This window comes from Brevundimonas sp. NIBR10, from assembly GCF_027912515.1.
In the GTDB taxonomy this organism is placed as follows: Bacteria; Pseudomonadota; Alphaproteobacteria; order Caulobacterales; family Caulobacteraceae; genus Brevundimonas.
The window spans coordinates 403778-422213 of sequence record NZ_CP115464.1 but is presented as its reverse complement, the minus strand read 5'-3'; the positions used below and the strand labels follow the sequence as shown (position 1 = coordinate 422213).

At 68.1% G+C, this 18436-nt stretch carries 19 protein-coding genes; 11 read left to right on the top strand and 8 right to left on the bottom strand.

The features are described 5' to 3' along the window. Positions 1-62: 62 nt before the first annotated feature. A complete protein-coding gene (locus O5K39_RS02080; RefSeq protein WP_271145654.1) occupies positions 63-581 on the bottom strand; it encodes an HAD family hydrolase in 519 nt (172 codons plus the stop codon). A gap of 181 nt (positions 582-762) precedes the next feature. Between O5K39_RS02080 and O5K39_RS02075 the strand changes: the two genes are divergently transcribed. From O5K39_RS02075 to mnmH, 4 genes are read left to right on the top strand one after another with little or no spacing between them, the layout of a single operon-like run. Continuing rightward, entirely contained in the window at positions 763-1920 is a 1158-nt protein-coding gene (locus tag O5K39_RS02075; protein ID WP_271145653.1) for a DegT/DnrJ/EryC1/StrS aminotransferase family protein, read from the top strand. 5 nt (positions 1921-1925) lie between these two features. Further along, complete coding sequence (locus O5K39_RS02070; protein ID WP_271145652.1) at positions 1926-2867, top strand: Gfo/Idh/MocA family oxidoreductase; 942 nt, start codon at positions 1926-1928, stop codon at positions 2865-2867. A gap of 34 nt (positions 2868-2901) precedes the next feature. Beyond that, on the top strand, positions 2902-3960 hold the full coding sequence (gene selD, locus O5K39_RS02065; protein WP_271145651.1) for a selenide, water dikinase SelD: 1059 nt from the start codon (positions 2902-2904) through the stop codon (positions 3958-3960). Continuing rightward, entirely contained in the window at positions 3957-5033 is a 1077-nt protein-coding gene (gene mnmH, locus O5K39_RS02060) for a tRNA 2-selenouridine(34) synthase MnmH (protein WP_271145650.1), read from the top strand. Before selD ends, mnmH begins: the two co-directional genes overlap by 4 nt. On the opposite strand, the gene O5K39_RS02055 is transcribed toward mnmH, so the two are convergent. The 5 genes from O5K39_RS02055 to O5K39_RS02035 form a co-directional block, all read right to left on the bottom strand. Continuing rightward, on the bottom strand, positions 5017-5400 hold the full coding sequence (locus O5K39_RS02055) for a type II toxin-antitoxin system VapC family toxin (protein WP_271145649.1): 384 nt from the start codon (positions 5398-5400) through the stop codon (positions 5017-5019). The genes mnmH and O5K39_RS02055 overlap by 17 nt on opposite strands. Further along, positions 5397-5669, bottom strand: coding sequence for a type II toxin-antitoxin system prevent-host-death family antitoxin (locus O5K39_RS02050; protein WP_271145648.1), 273 nt, complete (start codon positions 5667-5669; stop codon positions 5397-5399). The genes O5K39_RS02055 and O5K39_RS02050 overlap by 4 nt, the downstream gene beginning before the upstream one ends. 38 nt (positions 5670-5707) lie before the next feature. Continuing rightward, on the bottom strand, positions 5708-6157 hold the full coding sequence (locus tag O5K39_RS02045; protein ID WP_271145647.1) for a MaoC family dehydratase: 450 nt from the start codon (positions 6155-6157) through the stop codon (positions 5708-5710). A 107-nt stretch (positions 6158-6264) separates the two neighbouring features. Next, positions 6265-7254: a threonine/serine dehydratase gene (locus O5K39_RS02040; RefSeq protein ID WP_271145646.1), complete on the bottom strand. Its 990-nt coding sequence runs from the start codon at positions 7252-7254 to the stop codon at positions 6265-6267. A gap of 38 nt (positions 7255-7292) precedes the next feature. Beyond that, the gene (locus tag O5K39_RS02035) at positions 7293-7682 is read right to left on the bottom strand and encodes a hypothetical protein (protein ID WP_271145645.1); all 390 of its coding nucleotides are present in this window, start codon (positions 7680-7682) and stop codon (positions 7293-7295) included. A gap of 342 nt (positions 7683-8024) precedes the next feature. Between O5K39_RS02035 and dnaK the strand changes: the two genes are divergently transcribed. The 4 genes from dnaK to O5K39_RS02015 all read left to right on the top strand — a co-directional run bounded on the left by dnaK (position 8025) and on the right by O5K39_RS02015 (position 12654). Beyond that, entirely contained in the window at positions 8025-9929 is a 1905-nt protein-coding gene (gene dnaK, locus O5K39_RS02030; protein WP_271145644.1) for a molecular chaperone DnaK, read from the top strand. 174 nt (positions 9930-10103) lie between these two features. Next, on the top strand, positions 10104-11288 hold the full coding sequence (gene dnaJ / locus O5K39_RS02025; RefSeq protein ID WP_271145643.1) for a molecular chaperone DnaJ: 1185 nt from the start codon (positions 10104-10106) through the stop codon (positions 11286-11288). Further along, positions 11285-12034, top strand: a complete 750-nt coding sequence (gene dapB / locus O5K39_RS02020) for a 4-hydroxy-tetrahydrodipicolinate reductase (RefSeq protein WP_271145642.1) — start codon at positions 11285-11287, stop codon at positions 12032-12034. The genes dnaJ and dapB overlap by 4 nt, the downstream gene beginning before the upstream one ends. Positions 12035-12036: 2 nt before the next feature. After that, positions 12037-12654, top strand: coding sequence for an alpha-ketoglutarate-dependent dioxygenase AlkB (locus O5K39_RS02015; RefSeq protein WP_271145641.1), 618 nt, complete (start codon positions 12037-12039; stop codon positions 12652-12654). A gap of 213 nt (positions 12655-12867) precedes the next feature. Here O5K39_RS02015 and O5K39_RS02010 read toward each other — a convergent pair whose 3' ends face one another. Together O5K39_RS02010 and O5K39_RS02005 are read right to left on the bottom strand one after the other, a co-directional pair. Then, on the bottom strand, positions 12868-13518 hold the full coding sequence (locus O5K39_RS02010) for an outer membrane lipoprotein carrier protein LolA (RefSeq protein WP_271145640.1): 651 nt from the start codon (positions 13516-13518) through the stop codon (positions 12868-12870). Between the two features lie 175 nt (positions 13519-13693). Then, entirely contained in the window at positions 13694-16024 is a 2331-nt protein-coding gene (locus O5K39_RS02005) for a PAS domain-containing sensor histidine kinase (RefSeq protein WP_271145639.1), read from the bottom strand. Positions 16025-16189: 165 nt separating this feature from the next. On the opposite strand from O5K39_RS02005, the gene O5K39_RS02000 reads away from it, so the two are divergent. The 3 genes from O5K39_RS02000 (at position 16190) to rlmN (ending at position 18423) form a co-directional block, all read left to right on the top strand. Continuing rightward, positions 16190-16606, top strand: a complete 417-nt coding sequence (locus tag O5K39_RS02000) for a metallopeptidase family protein (RefSeq protein WP_271145638.1) — start codon at positions 16190-16192, stop codon at positions 16604-16606. Continuing rightward, the gene (locus O5K39_RS01995) at positions 16606-17193 is read left to right on the top strand and encodes a hypothetical protein (RefSeq protein WP_271145637.1); all 588 of its coding nucleotides are present in this window, start codon (positions 16606-16608) and stop codon (positions 17191-17193) included. Before O5K39_RS02000 ends, O5K39_RS01995 begins: the two co-directional genes overlap by 1 nt. 66 nt (positions 17194-17259) lie before the next feature. Then, entirely contained in the window at positions 17260-18423 is a 1164-nt protein-coding gene (rlmN, locus tag O5K39_RS01990) for a 23S rRNA (adenine(2503)-C(2))-methyltransferase RlmN (RefSeq protein WP_271145636.1), read from the top strand. The last annotated feature ends 13 nt before the right edge of the window (positions 18424-18436 follow it).

Below are 18436 nucleotides of genomic sequence, written 5' to 3'. Positions count from 1 at the left end.
CAAACTCCTGATTTGTCGCGACTCTATTTCATCGCGTGACGAAATGCGAACCCGACGAAAGTTCAGGTGCCCAGCAGCTCGTCGACGAACTGGGACAGGTCGCCGCCGGGAAACAGGAAGCCCGGAATGCCTGCCCGCTTCGCCGCCTCGATGTCCGAATCGCGGTCGCCGATCAGGAAGGAGCGGGCCGGGTCGATAGGGTGATCCTGCATGGCCTTCAGGATCATGCCGGCGTTGGGCTTGCGGTCCGGGTGGTCGGGGTGGATCCAGTCGGGGTCGGAGCCGTCGGAATGCCAGGGGCAGGCATAGACCGCCCCGATCCGCGCCCCCTGGACGGCCAGTTTGCGCACCAGCAGGTCGTTGAAGGCGTTCATCTGGTCCAGGGTGAACAGCCGGCGCGCCACGCCCGACTGGTTGGTCACGATCACCGCCATGTATCCCAGGCCGTTCAGCCGCCGCACCGCCTCGGCCGCGCCGGGGATCAGCGTCAGATGCTCTTCCAGATGCGGATAGTGGGTGTCCTCGTTGAGGACGCCGTCGCGGTCGAGGAAGACCGCCGGAACAAGCGCTTGCGTGGTCATGGCCGGGCAGGTCTAGGCCCCTGCGTTGCAAGTCGCAACGCGATGTGACCCCATCGGGTTTGGTGTCAGGAACCGTCATGCGATAGGGACGCGACACGAAAACGCCGGCTGGGTCCCAGGTGACCGCCGGAACGCTCACGGCCGGTCCTGCGGAACGGGCCCCAGAAGAAAGCGATCGCCGATGTTGCCCTTCATCGACCTACAGGCCCAGCGGCGTCGTCTCGGTGGCAGGATCGAGGCCGCCATGATGGCCGCCGTCGAGAGCGGCGCCTATGTCATGGGCCCGCCGGTGCGCGAGTTCGAGACCGCCCTGGCCGCTTTCGGTGGGGCGAAACACGCCCTCGGTTGTGGCAACGGCACCGATGCCCTGGTCCTGCCGCTGAAGGCCTGGGGCGTGGGCCCCGGCGATGCGGTCTTCGTGCCCAGCTTCACCTTCTGCGCCACCGCCGAGATCGTGCCGTGGACAGGCGCGACGCCGGTCTTCATCGACATCGACGCCACGACCTACAACATGGACCCCGGCCATCTGGAGGCCGCCATCGAGGCGACGATCGCCGAGGGGAAGCTGAAGCCGAAGGTGGTCATCGCCGTCGACCTGTTCGGCCAGCCCGCCGACTATCCGGCCATCAAGGCCATCTGCGACAGACACGGGCTGAAGCTGATATCGGACTCGGCGCAAGGGTTCGGCTGTACGATTGACGGAGAGCATCCGCTGAAATGGGCCGATGCGACGACGACCAGCTTCTTCCCGGCCAAGCCGCTGGGTTGTTATGGCGACGGCGGGGCGGTGCTGACCAATGACGACGCCCTGGCCGAGCTGATCGACAGCTTCCGCGTCCACGGCAAGGCCGTGTCGCAGGACCTGGTTGGTCGGACCTTCGAGCACGACACCAAATATCTGAACATGCGGGTCGGGATGAACTCGCGCCTCGACACCGTCCAGGCCGCTGTCCTGATCGAGAAGCTGAAGGTCTTCGGTCAGGAGATCGAATGGCGCAACCGGATCGCGGCCCGCTACAACGACCTGCTGGCCTCGCACGTCGCCTCGGTGCCGCAGACGCCGGCCGGCAATGTCTCCAACTGGGCCCAGTACACGATCGAGCATCCGGACCGGGACGGTCTGGCGGTTCACCTGCGCGAACAGGGCGTGCCGTCGGCGGTCTATTATCCGATCCCGCTGCATCTTCAGCCGGCCTATGACATGCACCCGCGCGGACCGCAGGGTCTTCCGGTGACCGAGGCCAAGATGAAGGTGGTCATCAGCCTGCCGATGCACTCCGATCTGGACGAGGCGACCCAGGACCGGATCGTCGCCGCCGTCGCCTCGTACAAGGGCTGAACCGCATGAACCCGACCCAGCTGCACGCTCCCCTCCGCGCCGGCGTCGCCGGTGTCGGCGTCATGGGCAGGAACCACGCCCGCGTTCTGTCCGAAATGCGCGAGTTCGACCTGGCCCTGGTGTTCGATCCCGATGCGGTGACCGCGCAAGGCGTCGCCGAGGCCTACGGGGCCAGCCCGGTCACGGCGGCGGCCGATTTCGTCGCAGGCGGGCTCGAGGCCGCGATCGTCTCCACCCCCAACCGCCACCATGCGGACCTGTCGGTGGCCCTGCTGGAAGCCGGCGTCCATGTGCTGGTCGAAAAGCCGATCGCCGCCACCGTCGCCGACGCCCAGCGGATGATCGACGCGGCCAAGGCCAACGACCGGGTCCTGATGGTCGGTCAGGTCGAGCGGTTCAATCCGGCGGTCGAGGCGGTCAAGCGCGCCATCGCGGGCGAGGACGTGATCTCGATCCAGATCACCCGCGTCGGCCCCTTCCCGCCCCGGATGGGCGAGGTCGGGGTGGTCATCGACCTGGCCGTCCACGACATCGACATCATCCGCCACCTGACGGGGTCGGAGATCGCCGAGGTCCAGCCGCAGCTGGCCCGCACCCGGGCCGACCGTGAGGACACGGCGTTGCTTCAGTTCCGGCTCGAGAACGGCGCCATCGCCCACATCACCACCAACTGGGTGACCCCCTACAAGACCCGCACATTGCAGGTCGCGACCCACAACAAGTTCGTCGTCGCCGACCTGATGACCCGTCAGGTCACCGAATATTTCGGCCAGCAGCCCGATGGCTCCTATTCCACGCGCGGCCTGATGAGCTGGCCCAACGAGCCGCTCAAGAAGGAACTCGAAGCCTTCGCCCACGCCATCCGCACCGGCGAGACGCCGGCGGTGACCGGCGAGGACGGGTTGCGGAATCTCGAAGTCGCGCTGAGGTGCCTCGGCGAGGGGTGATGCCTCCGGGGCGCGGCTGGTCTAGACGGTGGCCATGACCACAAGCGCCACCACCCCCGAACCCCGTCTGACCTCGCTCGCCCACGGGGGCGGGTGCGGGTGCAAGATGGCGCCGGAGCGGTTGAGGAACATCCTGGCCGAGATGCCGTCGGCGGCCGCCTTTTCGTCGCTGCTGGTGGGGACCGAGACCTCGGACGACGCGGCGGTGTGGAAGATCAGCGAGGATCAGGCGGTGGTGGCGACCACCGACTTCTTCATGCCGATGGTCGACGACCCCTTCGTGTTCGGCCAGATCGCGGCGACCAACGCCCTGTCCGACGTCTATGCCATGGGCGGCCGGCCGATCCTGGCCCTGGCCATCCTGGGGATGCCGATCAACGTCCTGTCAGACGCCACGATCCGTCAGGTGCTGGCAGGCGGGGCCGAGGTCTGTGGGCGGGCGGGGATCCCGGTCGCGGGCGGCCATTCGATCGATTCGGTCGAGCCGATCTATGGACTGGCGGCCATCGGGCTGGTCGATCCGGCGCGGGTATTGACGAACAAGGGGGCGCGGGTCGGTGATCGGCTGATCCTGACCAAGGGGATCGGCGTCGGGGTGCTGAGCGCGGCCTTCAAGCAGGACCGGCTGTCGGACGCGGGCTATGCGGCGCTGGTCGCCTCGACGACCCAGCTGAACGCGGTCGGCACCCTGTTGCCGGGGACGCCGGGGGTTCATGCCGTCACCGACGTGACCGGGTTCGGCCTTCTGGGTCATGCGCTGGAGATGGCGCGCGGGGCGGGGGTCACGGTCGAGATCGACGAGGCGGCGGTGCCCATGCTGGCCGGGGTCGAGGCGCTGGCGCGGGATGGCGTCGCGACGGGGGCGTCGGCGCGCAACTGGTCGAGCTATGCCGAGGGCGTGGTGTTGCCGGACGGGATCGAGGGCTGGCGGCGCACCCTGCTGACAGACCCCCAGACCAGCGGCGGCCTGTTGATTGCGGTGGCCGAGGACCGGTGCGAGGCAGTGCTCGATCTGGTCCGGGGCGAAAGCTTCGGCCTGGCCGCCGAGATCGGGCGGATCGCGGCGGGACCGGCGGTCGTGCGCGTCTCGTGATCCGGCTGACGACCGATCTCGAAACGGATGCGCGGGCGGGATACGACGCCCTGATCGATGTGCGCAGCCCGGCCGAGTTCGCCGAAGATCACATCCCCGGCGCGATCAACCTGCCGGTCCTCGACGATGCGCAGCGTGCCGAGGTGGGGACGGAATACGTCCAGGGCTCGAAATTCCTGGCGCGACGGCGCGGGGCGGGCCTGGTCGCGCGCAATATCGCGGCGCATTTGGAAGGGCCGCTGGGCGAGCGGGAGGGGGGTTTCAAGCCCCTGGTCTATTGCTGGCGCGGGGGTCAGAGGTCGCACGCCATGGCCACGGTCATGGATCAGGTCGGCTGGCCGGTCGCGCAGCTGACGGGCGGGTATCAGACCTGGCGACGACGGGTGCTGGCCCGATTGTACGATGTCGAAAGCGAGGCCGAGCCCCTGCCTCCGCTGGTCCTGCTGGACGGCCCGACCGGGGTCGGCAAGACGGCGGTGCTGGCCCTGATGGCCGAGCGCGGCGCGGCCGTGCTGGATCTCGAGGGGTTGGCGGCGCATCGCGGGTCTCTGTTCGGGGCGACGGCTCAGGCGCAGCCGCCCCAGAAGCTGTTCGACAGCCGGCTGGCGGTGGCGCTGGAGGGGCTCGATCCGACGCGGCCCGTGCTGGTCGAGGCCGAGGCCAGCCGCATTGGTGCCCTGACCCTGCCGCCCCGGCTGTGGGCCGCGATGAAGGCCGCGCCGCGCATCGCCCTGACCGGATCGCTGGACGACCGCACCGCCTTCAGCCGCGCCGCCTATGCCGACATAGCCGCCGATCCGGAGGCGCTGGATGCGGTGCTGTCGCGCCTGCCGCTGCGGCTGGGGCGGGCCGTGATCGAGCGGTGGAAGGGGCTGGCGCGGGACGGCGACCTGTCGGCCCTGATCGCCGAGCTTCTGGAGACCCACTACGACCCCGCCTATCGCCGCGCGGCCTCGAAATATGAGGTGCCGGTCGCCGCGGTGGCGTCGCCGGTGTTTGGATCAGAGGTCGCGCGGGAGGCTTCCCTGGCCGCGATCGAGGCGGCGCTGCACGGTTTCAGCCCAGAGCGCTGACGATGTCGGTCTGGGCGAAGTCGTTGCCCACGTAGAGCAGGGGGCACTGGTACATCTCGGCCAGGGCGTAGCTGAAGCTGTCGCCGTAGTTCAGGTCAACCTTGTGAAACCCCTTGCCCCAACGGGTGTAGGCATAGGCGGCACGTTCGGCGAAAGCCTCGTCCACGGTTTCCACTTCGAGGTTGAGCAACTCCAGCAGGCCGTCCAACTCGCTCGCGACCTTCTTGCGCCGAGACACGATCAGCGCCTCCGCGAGGGTCGCCGCCGAGATGATAAGTTCGCTCCGCAGCAGGACGGCGGAACAGGCATCCGCCCTCGATTGCCGGGCGACTACTTCGATCAGCGCCGAACTGTCGAGTGCGATCACCCCGGCATACCGTCATCGCCGTACAGGAAGTCCGCGCTGCGGGCCGCATCGAAGCCCGGCTCGAACTTGCCTCGGGCGGACTCCTGGATTTCCCGGATGATCTTCATCTTCTCTTCGACCGAGAGCAGATGCTTGCTTCGCGCGGGGGCCGCCGTGATCCGGGCGACGCGACGACCGTTCCGGGTCAGGAAGACGTCGTCCCCGCCCTCAGCCTGACGGACGAGGGCGGTGAGTTGGGATTTGGCGGCGGAAACGGCTACTTCGATCATGATCCGAGAATGGACCAATCGATGGTCCAATTCAATCCTCACCCCACGAACTGCATCCCCAGCCATTCGGCGATCAGGGCGGGTTTTTCGGAGCCTTCGATCTCGACGGTGACCTCGTGCTTGATCAGCCAGCGACCGCCGCCCTTGTCGTCGGCACTCATCAGCCTGAAGCGGCCGCGCACCTTCGATCCGGCGGGGACCGGGGCCAGGAAGCGCAGTTTGTCGAAACCGTAGTTGACCCCCATGACCACGCCCTCCAGCCCCGGATTGGCGTCATAGGTCATGGCCGACATCAGGCTGAGGGTCAGGAAGCCGTGCGCGATCGTGCCGCCGAAGGGGCTGGCCTTCGCCGCCCCGGGGTCGATGTGGATGAACTGCCAGTCCTCGGTGGCGTCGGCGAAGGCGTTGATGCGGGCCTGGGTTATCTCGAACCATTTCGAGACGGTCTCGTCACCGATCATTCCGGGCAGGTCGCTGGGCTTGGTCATCGTCGTCTCCCTGATGTTTCGGCAAGGCTAACCAGCTTCCGTCACGGCAGGCCACCCCTGCGCCGATCGTCTCCGCGATGGCGGGGGTGATGCGGACAAGACCCCGGTCAGCCTTCAAACCAGTCCTCGATGATGGCCGAGAACAGGGCCGGATCGACGTTGCCGCCCGACAGGACGATGGCGGTGGTCTGGCCCGCGACGTCGAGCTTTCCGGCCAGGAGGGCGGCGAGCGACACCGCCCCGCCCGGCTCGACCACCAGCTTCAGGTGGCGGAAGGCGAAGCGGACGGCCTCGGCGACCTCGGCGTCCGTGACGGTCAGGATGCCGGCCAGCCGCCGGTTGATCGGAAAGGTCAGCTCGCCCGGCCGGTCGGTCATCAGGGCGTCGCAGATGGTGCCGGACGCGGGTGCGTGGGTCAGCCGCTCGCCGGCCTTCAGCGAGATTTCCGTGTCGTTGTAGGCGGCGGGCTCGACCCCGTGAACGAGGGTGTCGGGCGACAGGGCGGCCATGGCCAGGTTGATCCCCGCCATCAGCCCGCCGCCAGAGGTTCCGCACAGCAGCCGGTCGATCCGGTCGATCCCGGCCGCCGTCGCCTGTTCGACGATCTCCAGCCCCGTCGTGCCTTGGCCCTCGATGATGAAGGGGTCGTCGAAGGGGCGGACGAGGACGGAGCCGCGGGTTTGCGCGATCTCCTCGCCAATGGCCTCGCGGCTTTCGGTGTAGCGATCGTACATGCGAACCTCGCCACCGAAGGCGATGACCCCCTCGACCTTCACTCGGGGGCTGTCGGCGGGCATGACGATGACGGCGGAGGTCCCGACCATCCGGGCGGCGGCCGCGACCGCCTGGGCGTGGTTGCCCGACGAATAGGCGACGACGCCGCGCGCCTTCTCGTTGTCGGTCAGCCGGCTGATGCGGTTGTAGGCGCCCCGGAACTTGAAGGCCCCGGCGTATTGCAGGGTCTCGGCCTTCATCAGCACCCTTCCGCCGAGACGCTCGTTCAGGGCGGGGCTCTCGATCAGGGGGGTGCGGACGGCGACGCCGGCGATCTGGCGGGCGGCGTCCTGGACGCCCTGAAACGAAGCGGTGTGGGTCATGGGAAGGGTCTAGCCCGCCCCGGCGCTGCCTGAAAGGTTCAGCGCGTCAGGTAGTAGTCGGCGATCTCGCAGACATTGATCGGGCCGCGCTCCAGCGCCTGTCCGTTCGAGAACTCGGCGCGAAAGACATAGGTACAGGCCCCGGAACCGTCGTCGATGGTGGCGACCCGGCTGGCCCCCGTGGTCAGGACCTGATCGCCGACCACGTCGCCCTGCCAGGCGCGTGAGCGGGCATCGGCGGCCTGGAGCCGGACCATGGTCCAGCCGGTCTGGTTGTGGATGCGGACGCGTCGGTTCTGGCCGTCGCGGGATTGGCCCGGGGTTGTGGGCGCGGCTCCAGGCGCGGGGGATGCGGCGAGGCCCGGGGCGGGAATGGCGACCGCCGCCGCCATCAGGCCTGCGATCAACAAGGTGGGGAGTTTCGACATTGTGGGTCAGCTTCCGATGGCGGCGCCGCCCCCGCAGCGCCCGTCGATGACCTATCCTGCCCTACGGGCGGACGTATGGCATCTGACGCGGCCTGACGGCGGAGGTGATTCTGTTCCGCCGCTGATTTTGTTGCGAGACGCATCAAGCCCTTGCGGGCCATGAGGGCTTTCCCATATCCGCAGCCACCGGATTGGCCCTGTATCTTTCAGGGCTTTCCATTAGACAGCCACCCTGCCGGACCCAGACGGGCACGGCGCAATCCACACGGGGACGGTCAAGCGCGGCGCTTCGCTTCAAAAGGCCGCCGCACCGCCCGCCACACGAAAGAGACGATACAGACTATGGCCAAGATCATCGGCATCGACCTGGGCACCACCAACTCGTGCGTGGCCGTCATGGACGGCAAGAACCCTAAGGTCATCGAGAACGCCGAGGGCAACCGCACGACGCCCTCCGTGGTCGCCATCCAGGACGGCGGCGAGACCCTGGTCGGCCAGCCGGCCAAGCGCCAGTCGGTCACCAACCCGTCCAACACCTTCTTTGCGATCAAGCGCCTGATCGGCCGCCAGTTCTCGGACCCCGTCGTGGCCAAGGACAAGGCCATGGTCCCCTATGAGATCGTCAAGGGTCCGAACGGCGACGCCTGGGTCAAGGCCCACGGCAAGGACTATTCCCCCCAGCAGGTTTCCGCCTTCACCCTGATGAAGATGAAGGAAGCCGCCGAGGCCTACCTCGGTGAAACGGTCACCCAGGCCGTCATCACCGTGCCCGCCTATTTCAACGACAGCCAGCGTCAGGCCACCAAGGACGCCGGCAAGATCGCCGGTCTGGAAGTCCTGCGCATCATCAACGAGCCGACCGCGGCCGCGCTGGCCTATGGTCTGGACAAGAACGACGGCCAGAAGATCGCCGTCTATGACCTGGGCGGCGGCACCTTCGACGTCTCGATCCTGGAGATCGGCGACGGCGTGTTCGAGGTGAAGTCGACCAACGGCGACACCTTCCTGGGCGGCGAGGATTTCGACGTGCGCCTGGCCGACTATCTGGCCGACGAGTTCAAGAAGGAACAGGGCGTCGATCTGCGTCAGGACAAGCTGGCCCTGCAGCGCCTGCGCGAAGAGGCGGAAAAGGCCAAGAAGGAGCTGTCCTCGACGGCCCAGTATGAGGTCAACCTGCCGTTCATCACCATGAACGCCTCGGGCCCTCTGCACCTGAACATCAAGCTGAGCCGCGCCAAGCTGGAGGCCCTGGTCGACGACCTGGTCCAGCGCACCATCGAGCCCTGCGCCAAGGCGCTGAAGGACGCGGGCCTCAAGGCCTCGGACATCGACGAGGTGGTGCTGGTCGGCGGCATGACCCGGATGCCCCTGGTCCAGGAAGCCGTGAAGAAATTCTTCGGCAAGGAGCCGCACAAGGGTGTGAACCCTGACGAAGTCGTGGCCCTGGGCGCCGCCGTTCAGGCCGGCGTTCTGCAAGGCGACGTCAAGGACGTGCTGCTGCTGGACGTCACCCCCCTGACGCTCGGCATCGAGACCCTGGGCGGGGTGTTCACCCCCCTGATCGAGCGCAACACTACCATCCCGACCAAGAAGAGCCAGGTGTTCTCCACCGCCGACGACAACCAGTCGGCCGTGACCATCCGGGTGTTCCAGGGCGAGCGGCCGATGGCAGCGGACAACAAGGTCCTGGGTCAGTTCGACCTGATGGGCATTCCGCCGGCACCGCGCGGCCTGCCGCAGATCGAGGTCGCCTTCGACATCGACGCCAACGGCATCGTTCACGTGACCGCCAAGGACAAGGCGACCAACAAGGAACAGTCGATCCGCATCCAGGCGAACGGCGGCCTGTCGGACGCCGACATCGACAAGATGGTCAAGGAAGCCGAGGCCAACGCCACGGCCGACAAGGCCAAGAAGGACCTGGTCGAGGCCAACAACGCGGCCGAAAGCCTGATCCACTCGACCGAAAAGGCCATGGCCGAGCACGGCGACAAGATCCAGGGCCCGGACAAGGACGCCATCGAGACGGCCCTGGCCGAGCTCAAGGCCGCCAAGGAAGCCGGCACGGACCCGGAGGACATCCGGACCAAGACCAATACCCTGGTCCAGGCCTCGATGAAGCTGGGCGAGGCCATGTACGCCCAGTCTGCCGCCTCTGACGAAGACGTCACGGCCACCGCCGACGACGGCGTGGTCGACGCCGAGTTCGAGGACGTTTCGGGCGACGACGAGAAGAAGAGCGCGTAAGCCACACGCGGTCTGAAAATTGCAGGGCCCCGCTTGCCACAGGCAGGCGGGGCCTTCTTTTATGAAGGTTGCATCACAAGACCCGTTTCCCATGTGAACAGGGTCGGCGTCAGAGGATCGATTGCCCGCAGAGGCGACGCCGAGACGCGAGGGATTAGAGGACGAGTTCGCCCGATGGCGCGTGACTATTACGAGATTCTGGAGGTCGAGCGGACCATCGACGCTGCGGGGCTGAAATCCAGCTATCGCAAGCTGGCGATGGCTCATCACCCCGACCGCAACGGCGGCTCGGAAGAGTCGATGGCGAAGTTTAAGGAAATCTCCGAGGCCTATACGGTCCTGTCGGACGAGCAGAAGCGCGCGGCCTATGACCGGTTCGGTCATGCGGGCGTCAACGGTGGCGGCGGGGGAGGCCAGCAGGGCTTCCACGACGTCAACGACATCTTCTCCCAGGTCTTCGGCGACGCGTTCGGCGACGTCTTCGGCGGACGTCAGGGCGGGCGTCAGCAGAACGGGCCGCGCCGGGGCTCGGACCTGCGCTACGACCTCGAGATCACCCTGGAGCAGGCCTACAAGGGCGCCGAGGTCGAGATCAGCGTGCCCTCGACCATGACCTGCGAGCCCTGTTCGGGATCGGGTGCCAAGCCGGGCACCAAGGCCACCACCTGTTCGACCTGCGCCGGCCAGGGCCGGGTGCGTCAGGCCAACGGCTTCTTCCAGGTCGAGCGAACCTGCCCCCGCTGCGGCGGTTCGGGCCAGATGATCGCCGAACCCTGCCCCAGCTGTCATGGCCATGGCCAAGTCCGCAAGACCCGCACGCTGAACCTGAAGGTTCCGGCAGGCGTCGACGACGGTTCGCGCATCCGGCTGACGGGCGAGGGCGACGCAGGCGCGCGCGGCGGCCCGCGCGGCGACCTGTATGTCTTCCTGTCGGTCCAGCCGCACGAGCTGTTTGAGCGCGACAACCTGGACCTGCTGTGTACCGTTCCCGTGCCGATGACGGTGGCGGCCCTCGGCGGAGAGATCGAGGCGCCCTGTCTGGTGTCCGAGGCCTGTGACGGCCAGTGCAAGGCCCCGGTCGACGTGCCTGCGGGTGCCCAGACCGGCAAGACCATCCGCATCAAGGGCAAGGGCATGCCCCATCTGAACGGCCGCCAGCGCGGCGATCTGGTGGTCGAGCTGTTCGTCGAGACGCCCACCGACCTGACCGCGCGCCAGAAGGAACTGATGCAGGAACTGGCCCTGTCGTTCGGCGAGAGCCAGAACCCGCGCAACACCTCCTTCGCCGGCAAGGCCAAGCGTTTCTGGGCCGACATCCTGGGGTCCGAAGAAGCCGGCAAGCGGGAAACCGCCGCGTGAGCGCGATCTTTCACGCCGGTATCTCCGGCGCGCAGGGGCGGATGGGCCGGGCGGTCGATCATGTGCTGGACGCCCGCGACGATGTCGTCGTGGCGGTTCGGTTCGACTGGGGCGACACGCCGGACCTGAGCCTGTGCGACGTGGTCATCGACTTCTCGACGGCCGAGGCGTCTGCGGCCCTGGCGACGCGGGCGGCAGAGCGTGGCGGGCCGGCCCTGGTGATCGGTTCGACCGGGTTCACCGACGAACAGGACGCCGCGATCCGCGCCGCCGCCGAAAAGATCGCCATCGTGCGCAGCGGCAACTATTCCCTGGGCCTCAACATCCTGATCGGCCTGGTCGAGCACGCGGCCCAGCGGCTGGACGCCCGCGACTGGGACATCGAGGTGATCGAGGCCCACCACAGGCTCAAGCTCGACGCCCCGTCGGGCACGGCCCTGATGCTGGGCGAGGCCGCCGCCAACGGTCGCAACCACGAGCTCGCCGACGTGCGCTCGCGGCCCTACGACGGCATCACCGGCGAACGCGAGGTCGGAAAGATCGGCTTTTCGTCGATCCGCGCGGGCGGCATCGTGGGCGATCACACCGTTCTGTTCGGCTCCCAGGATGAGACCCTGACCCTCAGCCATTCGGCCATCGATCGGTCCCTGTTCGCCAAGGGGGCCGTCGCCGCCGCCGCCTGGGTCCGGACGCGCCGCCCCGGCCTCTATGACATGCAGGACGTGCTGGGCTTCCGGCAGGCCTGATCGTGGCGGCCTGCGCCGAGATCGATACCGGTCTGCCGGGCTTTCGGCTCTGGCCCCAGGCCTTGTCGGTGACGGCGCAGTCTGCGCTGGTCGCCGAGGTCATGACGGCGATCGAGGACGCCCCCTTCTATCAGCCTGCCACGCCGGGCGGACGACCGTTCTCGGTGCGGATGAGCAATCTGGGGCCGCTGGGCTGGGTCTCGGACCGGGCAGGCTATCGATACCAGGCCACCCACCCCGAGACTGGCCGCGCATGGCCGCCGATCCCGCCGCTACTGCTGCGCCTCTGGGACGATCTGACCGGCTGGCCCGCGCCGCCCGATGCCTGTCTGGTCAACCTGTACCGGGGGCGTGCGAAGATGGGGCTGCATCAGGATCGGGACGAGGCGGACACGACCGCGCCGGTGCTGTCGGTGTCGCTGGGGGATACGGCGGTGTTCCGGATCGGCCCGGCAGGTGGTGGGCCGACGCGGACAGTGCGGCTGACCTCCGGCGACGTCTGCGCCCTGACGGGCCCGGCACGACTGGCGCGGCACGGGATCGACCGGGTGCTGGAAGGGTCGTCGCAGGTCGTGCCCGGCGGCGGGCGGCTCAATCTGACGCTGAGACGCGCGCGATAAAAAAGACGCCCGGCGATCGCTCGCCGGGCGTTTTGAAGTGGTCTCTCTCACACGCCGCTATCGGGAGGGGATGACGTCCGACGCGGAAGGACGACCGCCGTCGTCCTGTGGTCAAAGTGTCACGGCCCTAAAAAAATGTCAAACACTACAATGTGACGCTTTGCTGTTGTCGCAGAACCACGATCAGTGAGTCGGTCCACCGCACGTGGGGCGTCAGTTCCGCCCCGGCCGTCGGGTCGGATCGCGCAATTGGAACAGGCTGGCGGCCAGACCTGATGCGGGTGCCATGGAGGTCAGCTGGGTCCGCGTCCGCGAGCCCTGGGCGTCCGTGATGGTCCATTCCTGAAGCCTCAGCGGCGACCCGGCGAAGGCCAGGATGACCGAGCCGTCGTTGGGGCGGCGGCTGTCTCGCGCTGTGATGGCAAAGGCGCCGGTCTGCATCCGGGTGACGCGGTCGACGCGGACCCCCTGGTCGAAGCGGACGTTGCGGGCCAGGAAGGTCGACAGCGGCGTCTGGCCCAGCGGCACCTGCTGGAAGGTCTCCAGCCGGGGGTCGTAGCGTTTGACGTTATAGCCGTCCGACACGACCAGCAGCCCGGCCGGGTTGGTATATTCAAACCGCATCTTGCCGGGGCGCTGGATATAGAACCGCCCCTCGCGCCGCTGTCCGCCCGCGCCGGTCTCGACGAAGGTCCCCTGGGCCGAGGTCAGAGCCTGGAGATAGCCCTGGGCGCGGGCCAGCGTGGCCTGGTCCTCGGCGGACAGGGGGGCCTGGGCGGCGGCGGGCCCGGTCAGCAGGCCGGGGGCGGCCAGGCCGGCGATGGCGGCGAGGCCAAAACCGAGGTCGCGGCGTGAAAGGGTCATCTGGGGTCTCCTCCCGTTCGGGATGATGGTTCGATCCTGCCGTTCTGGCGGTCCGGCGCGGCGAGGTGATGACGCCAGCCTGACCATATTCCGGCGGCCCGATGAAGCCCTGTTCAGGCAGGAAGGTTCCCTGACGCAGAGGATCGGGTCGCGAAACGGGCAGGGAGTGGCCCGGCTAACCCAGCAGCAACTCCGGCGCCGCCGCGTCGCTGACGGCTTCGATCGGCAGGTGCAGGATGAAGGCGGCACCCTTGCCGGGCTCGCTCTCGACCTCGGCCCAGCCGCCGTGCAGTTCGACCAGGGCCTTGACCAGGGCAAGGCCGACGCCGGGGCCACCCCGGTCGCGGCGCACGAACCGATCGAAGACGTGGGCCTGGAGGTGATAGGGGATGCCGCGCCCAGTGTCCTCGACCCGGATGCGGACCTCCGTCTCGTTGGCCTCGGCCTTCAGCGTCACCAGCCCGCCCTCGGAGATCGCGCGGACGGCGTTTTCAAGCAGATGGTCCAGCGCCTGACCGATGCGACGGGCGTCGCCGCGGATCGCAGGCAGGCGGGCGGCGGCCAGCGCCCGCAGCACACCGCCCCGGCCCTCGACGCGCGGACGGAACCGTTCGACCGCATCGGCGAACAGGTCACTGATACGGACGTCGCCCAGCGTCAGCTCCATCTCGCCGGCGTCGATCTGGGCCATGTCCAGCACGTCGTCGATGGATCGGGCCAGCTGGCTGGCGGCGACGCGGATGGCGCCGGCGTGCTGGCGGTTGCGCTCGTTGAGGTCGCCCAGGGTCTCCAGCAGTTCGGAATAGCCGACGATGGTGGTCAGGGGCGTACGCAGCTCATAGCTGACCGAGCCGACGAACTCGCGCTTCAGGGCCTGGCTTTCCTCGAGCGCGGCGGCCTTGGCGGCAAGGGCCTGTTCCAGCTCGCGGCGCGCGGTGACGTCGGAGAAGGCGACCAGGGTGGCGCCGTCGGGCAGGGGCCGGGTCTGCCAGGCGGCGATCCGGCCATCGGTGGTCCGCGCCTCGCCCGAGACGGCGACGCGGCTTTCGGGGTCGGGATCGGCGACCCGCGCCTTGAGCCCCAGCCACAGGCCTGCGTCGGGCATGGCGGCCTTGGCCAGTTCGGCGACGGCGTCGAAATCGCCGGCCTCGACCAGCTGGTCGTTCGACAGGCCCCAGAAGGTCTCGAACGCCTCGTTGTGCAGGCGCAGACGGCCGTCGGAGCCGAACACGGCCACCGCATCGTTCAGCTTGTCCAGGGTCGCGGTCTGGACCTGGATCTGGGCGTTGTAGCGGCTGCGCAGCTTCAGCTCGTCGGTGATGTCCGAGAACAGCAGCAGGATGCCGCCCAAGGGATGGGGCTGGCGCACCACGCGCAATGTTCGGCCGTCGGGCAGGGACCAGCTGTCGTCGGGGGCGGCCTCCGACGCGCCATAGAAGTCGAGCTCGGTCGCCTTCCAGCCCGCATAGTCGATGACCTCGGGCAACTGCCGCTTCTGGCGCAGGCGATCCAGCAGTTCGGCATGGGTCGGTCGCTCATCCAGCCAGGCCGGATCGATGTTGAACAGGGTCTGGAAGGCGGTGTTGTGGAAGGCCAGCCGCTTGGACGGACCGAAGATGGCGACCGCGTCGGCCAGGTGGTTCAGGGTCTCGTCATGGGCCTCGACGTGACGGCGCAGGGTGTCGCGGGTCTCCTCGGCCTCGGTCATGTCGATGGCGAAGGCCAGCACCGCCCCGCCGCCCTCGACCGAGACGGCCAGGGGTTCGGCGACGATCCGCCAGGCACGGCGACGGCCGCCGCCGGTGGTCCACCGAAAGCCTTCCTGTCGGGTGCCGATCCGCCCGGCCTCGGCCAGGATGGGCTCGGCCCCCCGGTCGAAGCTCAGCGCCCGCTCGCGCGCCTGATCGACGGTGTCGGCCCCCACCTCGGCCAGCCAGGCGCGGTTGGCCCAGATCAGCCCCCCGCTCGCATCCACGACCCAGGTCGGGGCCGGCGAGGCGTCGGTCAGCAGGCCCAGGCCCGGGTCCACGCCGGTGGACGCCGCCTGTCCGGGCGACAGCCGAAGCCAGGCCAGGCCACCGGCCGGTCGGCCCTCGACGGCCCAGTCATCGATGGTCAGGTCGAAGGCAACCCCCCGCTCGACCAGGTCGCGCACGGCCTCGGAGTAGTTGGCGTGGACGGCGGCGGCCAGAATGACCGCATCGTCGTCGGCCTCGGTGGTCGGGGTCTCGGGGGCCAGGGCCAGGCGGGCGGCGGCGACGGTCTCGGCGGCCCCGGCCAAGGAGAAGACGCCGCCGCCGGCCACCAGGCCGATGCGGATGTCGTCGAAGGCGCTCAGGGCCCCGTCGCGCTCCGCTTCGGCGCGCTGCTGGCGGGCCGCTGCGGCCTCGACCGCCGCCTCGCGCGCGGCCAGACCGGCGCGCAGCCGCAAGGCCCAGGCGCTGACCGCCAGCGCCAGTCCCGCCGCTCCCGCCGCCGCCACATAGGCGATTTCGGCTTCCGCCATGGATTTCACCCGCCGATTCGGCGTTCACCATAATCGAATTGGCGCGGATTGCATGGGGGTTGGGGTGGTTGGTGATTAGTGGCTAGTGATTGGTGGCTGGGGACGTTGTTCGATCCGCGACGAGCAACCACTCATCACCAGTCACTAACCACTCAGGACCGCACTGTGCCGGACAAACCCACCTGGACCGACCAGTCTGCCCCCTCGCTCGACGATTTCGCGCGTCTGGCGCAGCAGGCCTTTGCCGACCTGCCTGCGCCGTTTCGGGCGGCGGCGGGCGAGGTGGTGATCCGCATCGACGACTTCGCCGACGACGAGACCCTGGCCTCGTTCGACATGGAGGACCCGTTCGAGCTGACGGGGCTGTATTCGGGCGTCGACATCGGCAGCCGCGACGCCCTGGGCCCGGCGGCTGAACCGTCGCGCATCTTCCTGTATCGCCGGCCGATCCTGGACGAATGGTGCGAGCGCGGCGATGTCGGCCTGTCCGAGATCATCGCCCACGTCCTGATCCACGAAATCGGCCACCACTTCGGCCTCGACGACGACCAGATCCACGCGATCGAGGATGGGGAGGGGTGATGTTTGAACCGGACCCCAACGCGCGCGCCGTTCTTGCTGCGGGAACACTGTATGCAGTCGTCGGGACTGATGGATGGATCTATTTTGGACAGGTCACGCCGCTGAGGCGTATTGGATTTCTTCGTTACCGCAGTCGGGAGATCGAGAGTCCCCGGCGGATTTTGTCCATGCCGATTATGAGCGAGGTCACTGTCAGCTACCCCTCGATCGGAAATGCCCTACGCAATGGGGTATGGAAGAGGATCGGAAAGGCGGAGATGCACCCGGACCTCGCCGTTCCGCGCGACCAGGTCCAGTGGCCAGTTGGAAACTCGACCCTTACGGTATGGCCGGGAGATGGCGGCGCCCCGTATGATGCGCGGCCTGATGATCCCGCCATCCAATCGCTCGAGATCGTGGCCGCGTGGGATGCCGACTGCCATATTCCGGACCGTCTGCCAGCGGATTTCGACCCGGCTCGCGAGGAGCCGTTGCTAGGGCCGATTCTTCGCGTTCGCCGGGGGAAGGAGCGATTGGCGCAGCAGTTTCCTGACGTCCCGTGGCATGCGCTGCCGGCCGATTGGGTTTCCACGGGAAAAGCCGGATAGGCCACGCCTTAAATCCAGCGCGATCCGTGCTATAAGGCCCATCCGCCTCCCCATCAGGACATCCCCTTGAGCATCACGCTCGATCTCACGCGCACGACGCCTGCCCCCAGGTCGCCCGTCAACCTCGCCGGTCTGACGCGTCCGGACCTGCGTCAGGCGATGATCGACGGGGGCATCTGTCCCCCGGAGAAGGCGCGGATGCGGGCCAGCCAGGTGTGGCGCTGGATCCATCACTATGGCGTCACCGACTTCGCCCTGATGAGCGACGTCGCCAAGGACACGCGGGCCAAGCTGGCCGAGACCTTCACCCTGGCCCGGCCCGAGATCGTCGAGCGCCAGGTGTCCAAGGACGGCACCCGCAAATGGCTGATCCGCACCGCGCCGGGCATCGAGGTCGAAGCGGTCTATATCCCCGACGTGGGCCGCGCCGGGGCCCTGTGCGTGTCGTCACAGGTCGGCTGCACCCTGAACTGCACCTTCTGCCATACGGGCACGCAAAAGCTGGTCCGCAACCTGACCACCGCCGAGATCGTGGCCCAGGTCCAGGTCGCGCGCGACGACCTGGAGGAATGGCCGTCCCCCAGTGAGGATCGCCGCCTGTCCAACATCGTCTTCATGGGCATGGGCGAGCCGCTCTACAATCTGGACGCGGTGTCCGACGCCATCGACATCATCTCCGACCCCGAGGGCATTTCCCTGTCGCGCCGCCGGATCACGGTCTCGACCAGTGGTGTGGTGCCGCAACTGGAGCCGCTGGGGACCCGGACCCAGGCCATGCTGGCGATCAGCCTGCACGCCACCAACGATGCCCTGCGCGACGTGCTGGTGCCGCTGAACAAGAAATATCCGCTGGATCAGCTGATGGCCGGCATCCGCGCCTATCCGGGCCTGTCGAACGCGCGGCGGGTGACGTTCGAATACGTCATGCTCAAGGGCGTCAACGACAGCCCGGCCGAGGCCCGTGCCCTGGTCAGGCTGATCGACGGCCTGCCGGCCAAGGTGAACCTGATCCCGTTCAACCCCTGGCCCGGCACCGACTATGAATGTTCGGACTGGAAGACGATCGAGACCTTTGCCGCCATCCTGAACAAGGCCGGCTTCGCCAGCCCCATCCGCACCCCCCGCGGCCGCGACATCCTCGCCGCCTGCGGGCAGTTGAAGTCAGAGAGCGAAAAGCTGCGGGCGTCGGCGGTCAGGAAGGCCGAACAGGCGACCGTCGAGGCGGCCTAGCTCGGTCGCCCCG

Excerpts from the sequence above, each read along its gene's own strand:
- O5K39_RS02080 (WP_271145654.1), bottom strand. The coding sequence starts at position 581 with ATGACCACGCAAGCGCTTGTTCCGGCGGTCTTCCTCGACCGCGACGGC.
- O5K39_RS02075 (WP_271145653.1), top strand. The coding sequence starts at position 763 with ATGTTGCCCTTCATCGACCTACAGGCCCAGCGGCGTCGTCTCGGTGGC.
- O5K39_RS02070 (WP_271145652.1), top strand. The coding sequence starts at position 1,926 with ATGAACCCGACCCAGCTGCACGCTCCCCTCCGCGCCGGCGTCGCCGGT.
- selD (WP_271145651.1), top strand. The coding sequence starts at position 2,902 with ATGACCACAAGCGCCACCACCCCCGAACCCCGTCTGACCTCGCTCGCC.
- O5K39_RS02050 (WP_271145648.1), bottom strand. The coding sequence starts at position 5,669 with ATGATCGAAGTAGCCGTTTCCGCCGCCAAATCCCAACTCACCGCCCTC.
- O5K39_RS02045 (WP_271145647.1), bottom strand. The coding sequence starts at position 6,157 with ATGACCAAGCCCAGCGACCTGCCCGGAATGATCGGTGACGAGACCGTC.
- O5K39_RS02040 (WP_271145646.1), bottom strand. The coding sequence starts at position 7,254 with ATGACCCACACCGCTTCGTTTCAGGGCGTCCAGGACGCCGCCCGCCAG.
- O5K39_RS02035 (WP_271145645.1), bottom strand. The coding sequence starts at position 7,682 with ATGTCGAAACTCCCCACCTTGTTGATCGCAGGCCTGATGGCGGCGGCG.
- dnaK (WP_271145644.1), top strand. The coding sequence starts at position 8,025 with ATGGCCAAGATCATCGGCATCGACCTGGGCACCACCAACTCGTGCGTG.
- dnaJ (WP_271145643.1), top strand. The coding sequence starts at position 10,104 with ATGGCGCGTGACTATTACGAGATTCTGGAGGTCGAGCGGACCATCGAC.
- O5K39_RS02010 (WP_271145640.1), bottom strand. The coding sequence starts at position 13,518 with ATGACCCTTTCACGCCGCGACCTCGGTTTTGGCCTCGCCGCCATCGCC.
- O5K39_RS02005 (WP_271145639.1), bottom strand. The coding sequence starts at position 16,024 with ATGGCGGAAGCCGAAATCGCCTATGTGGCGGCGGCGGGAGCGGCGGGA.
- O5K39_RS01995 (WP_271145637.1), top strand. The coding sequence starts at position 16,606 with ATGTTTGAACCGGACCCCAACGCGCGCGCCGTTCTTGCTGCGGGAACA.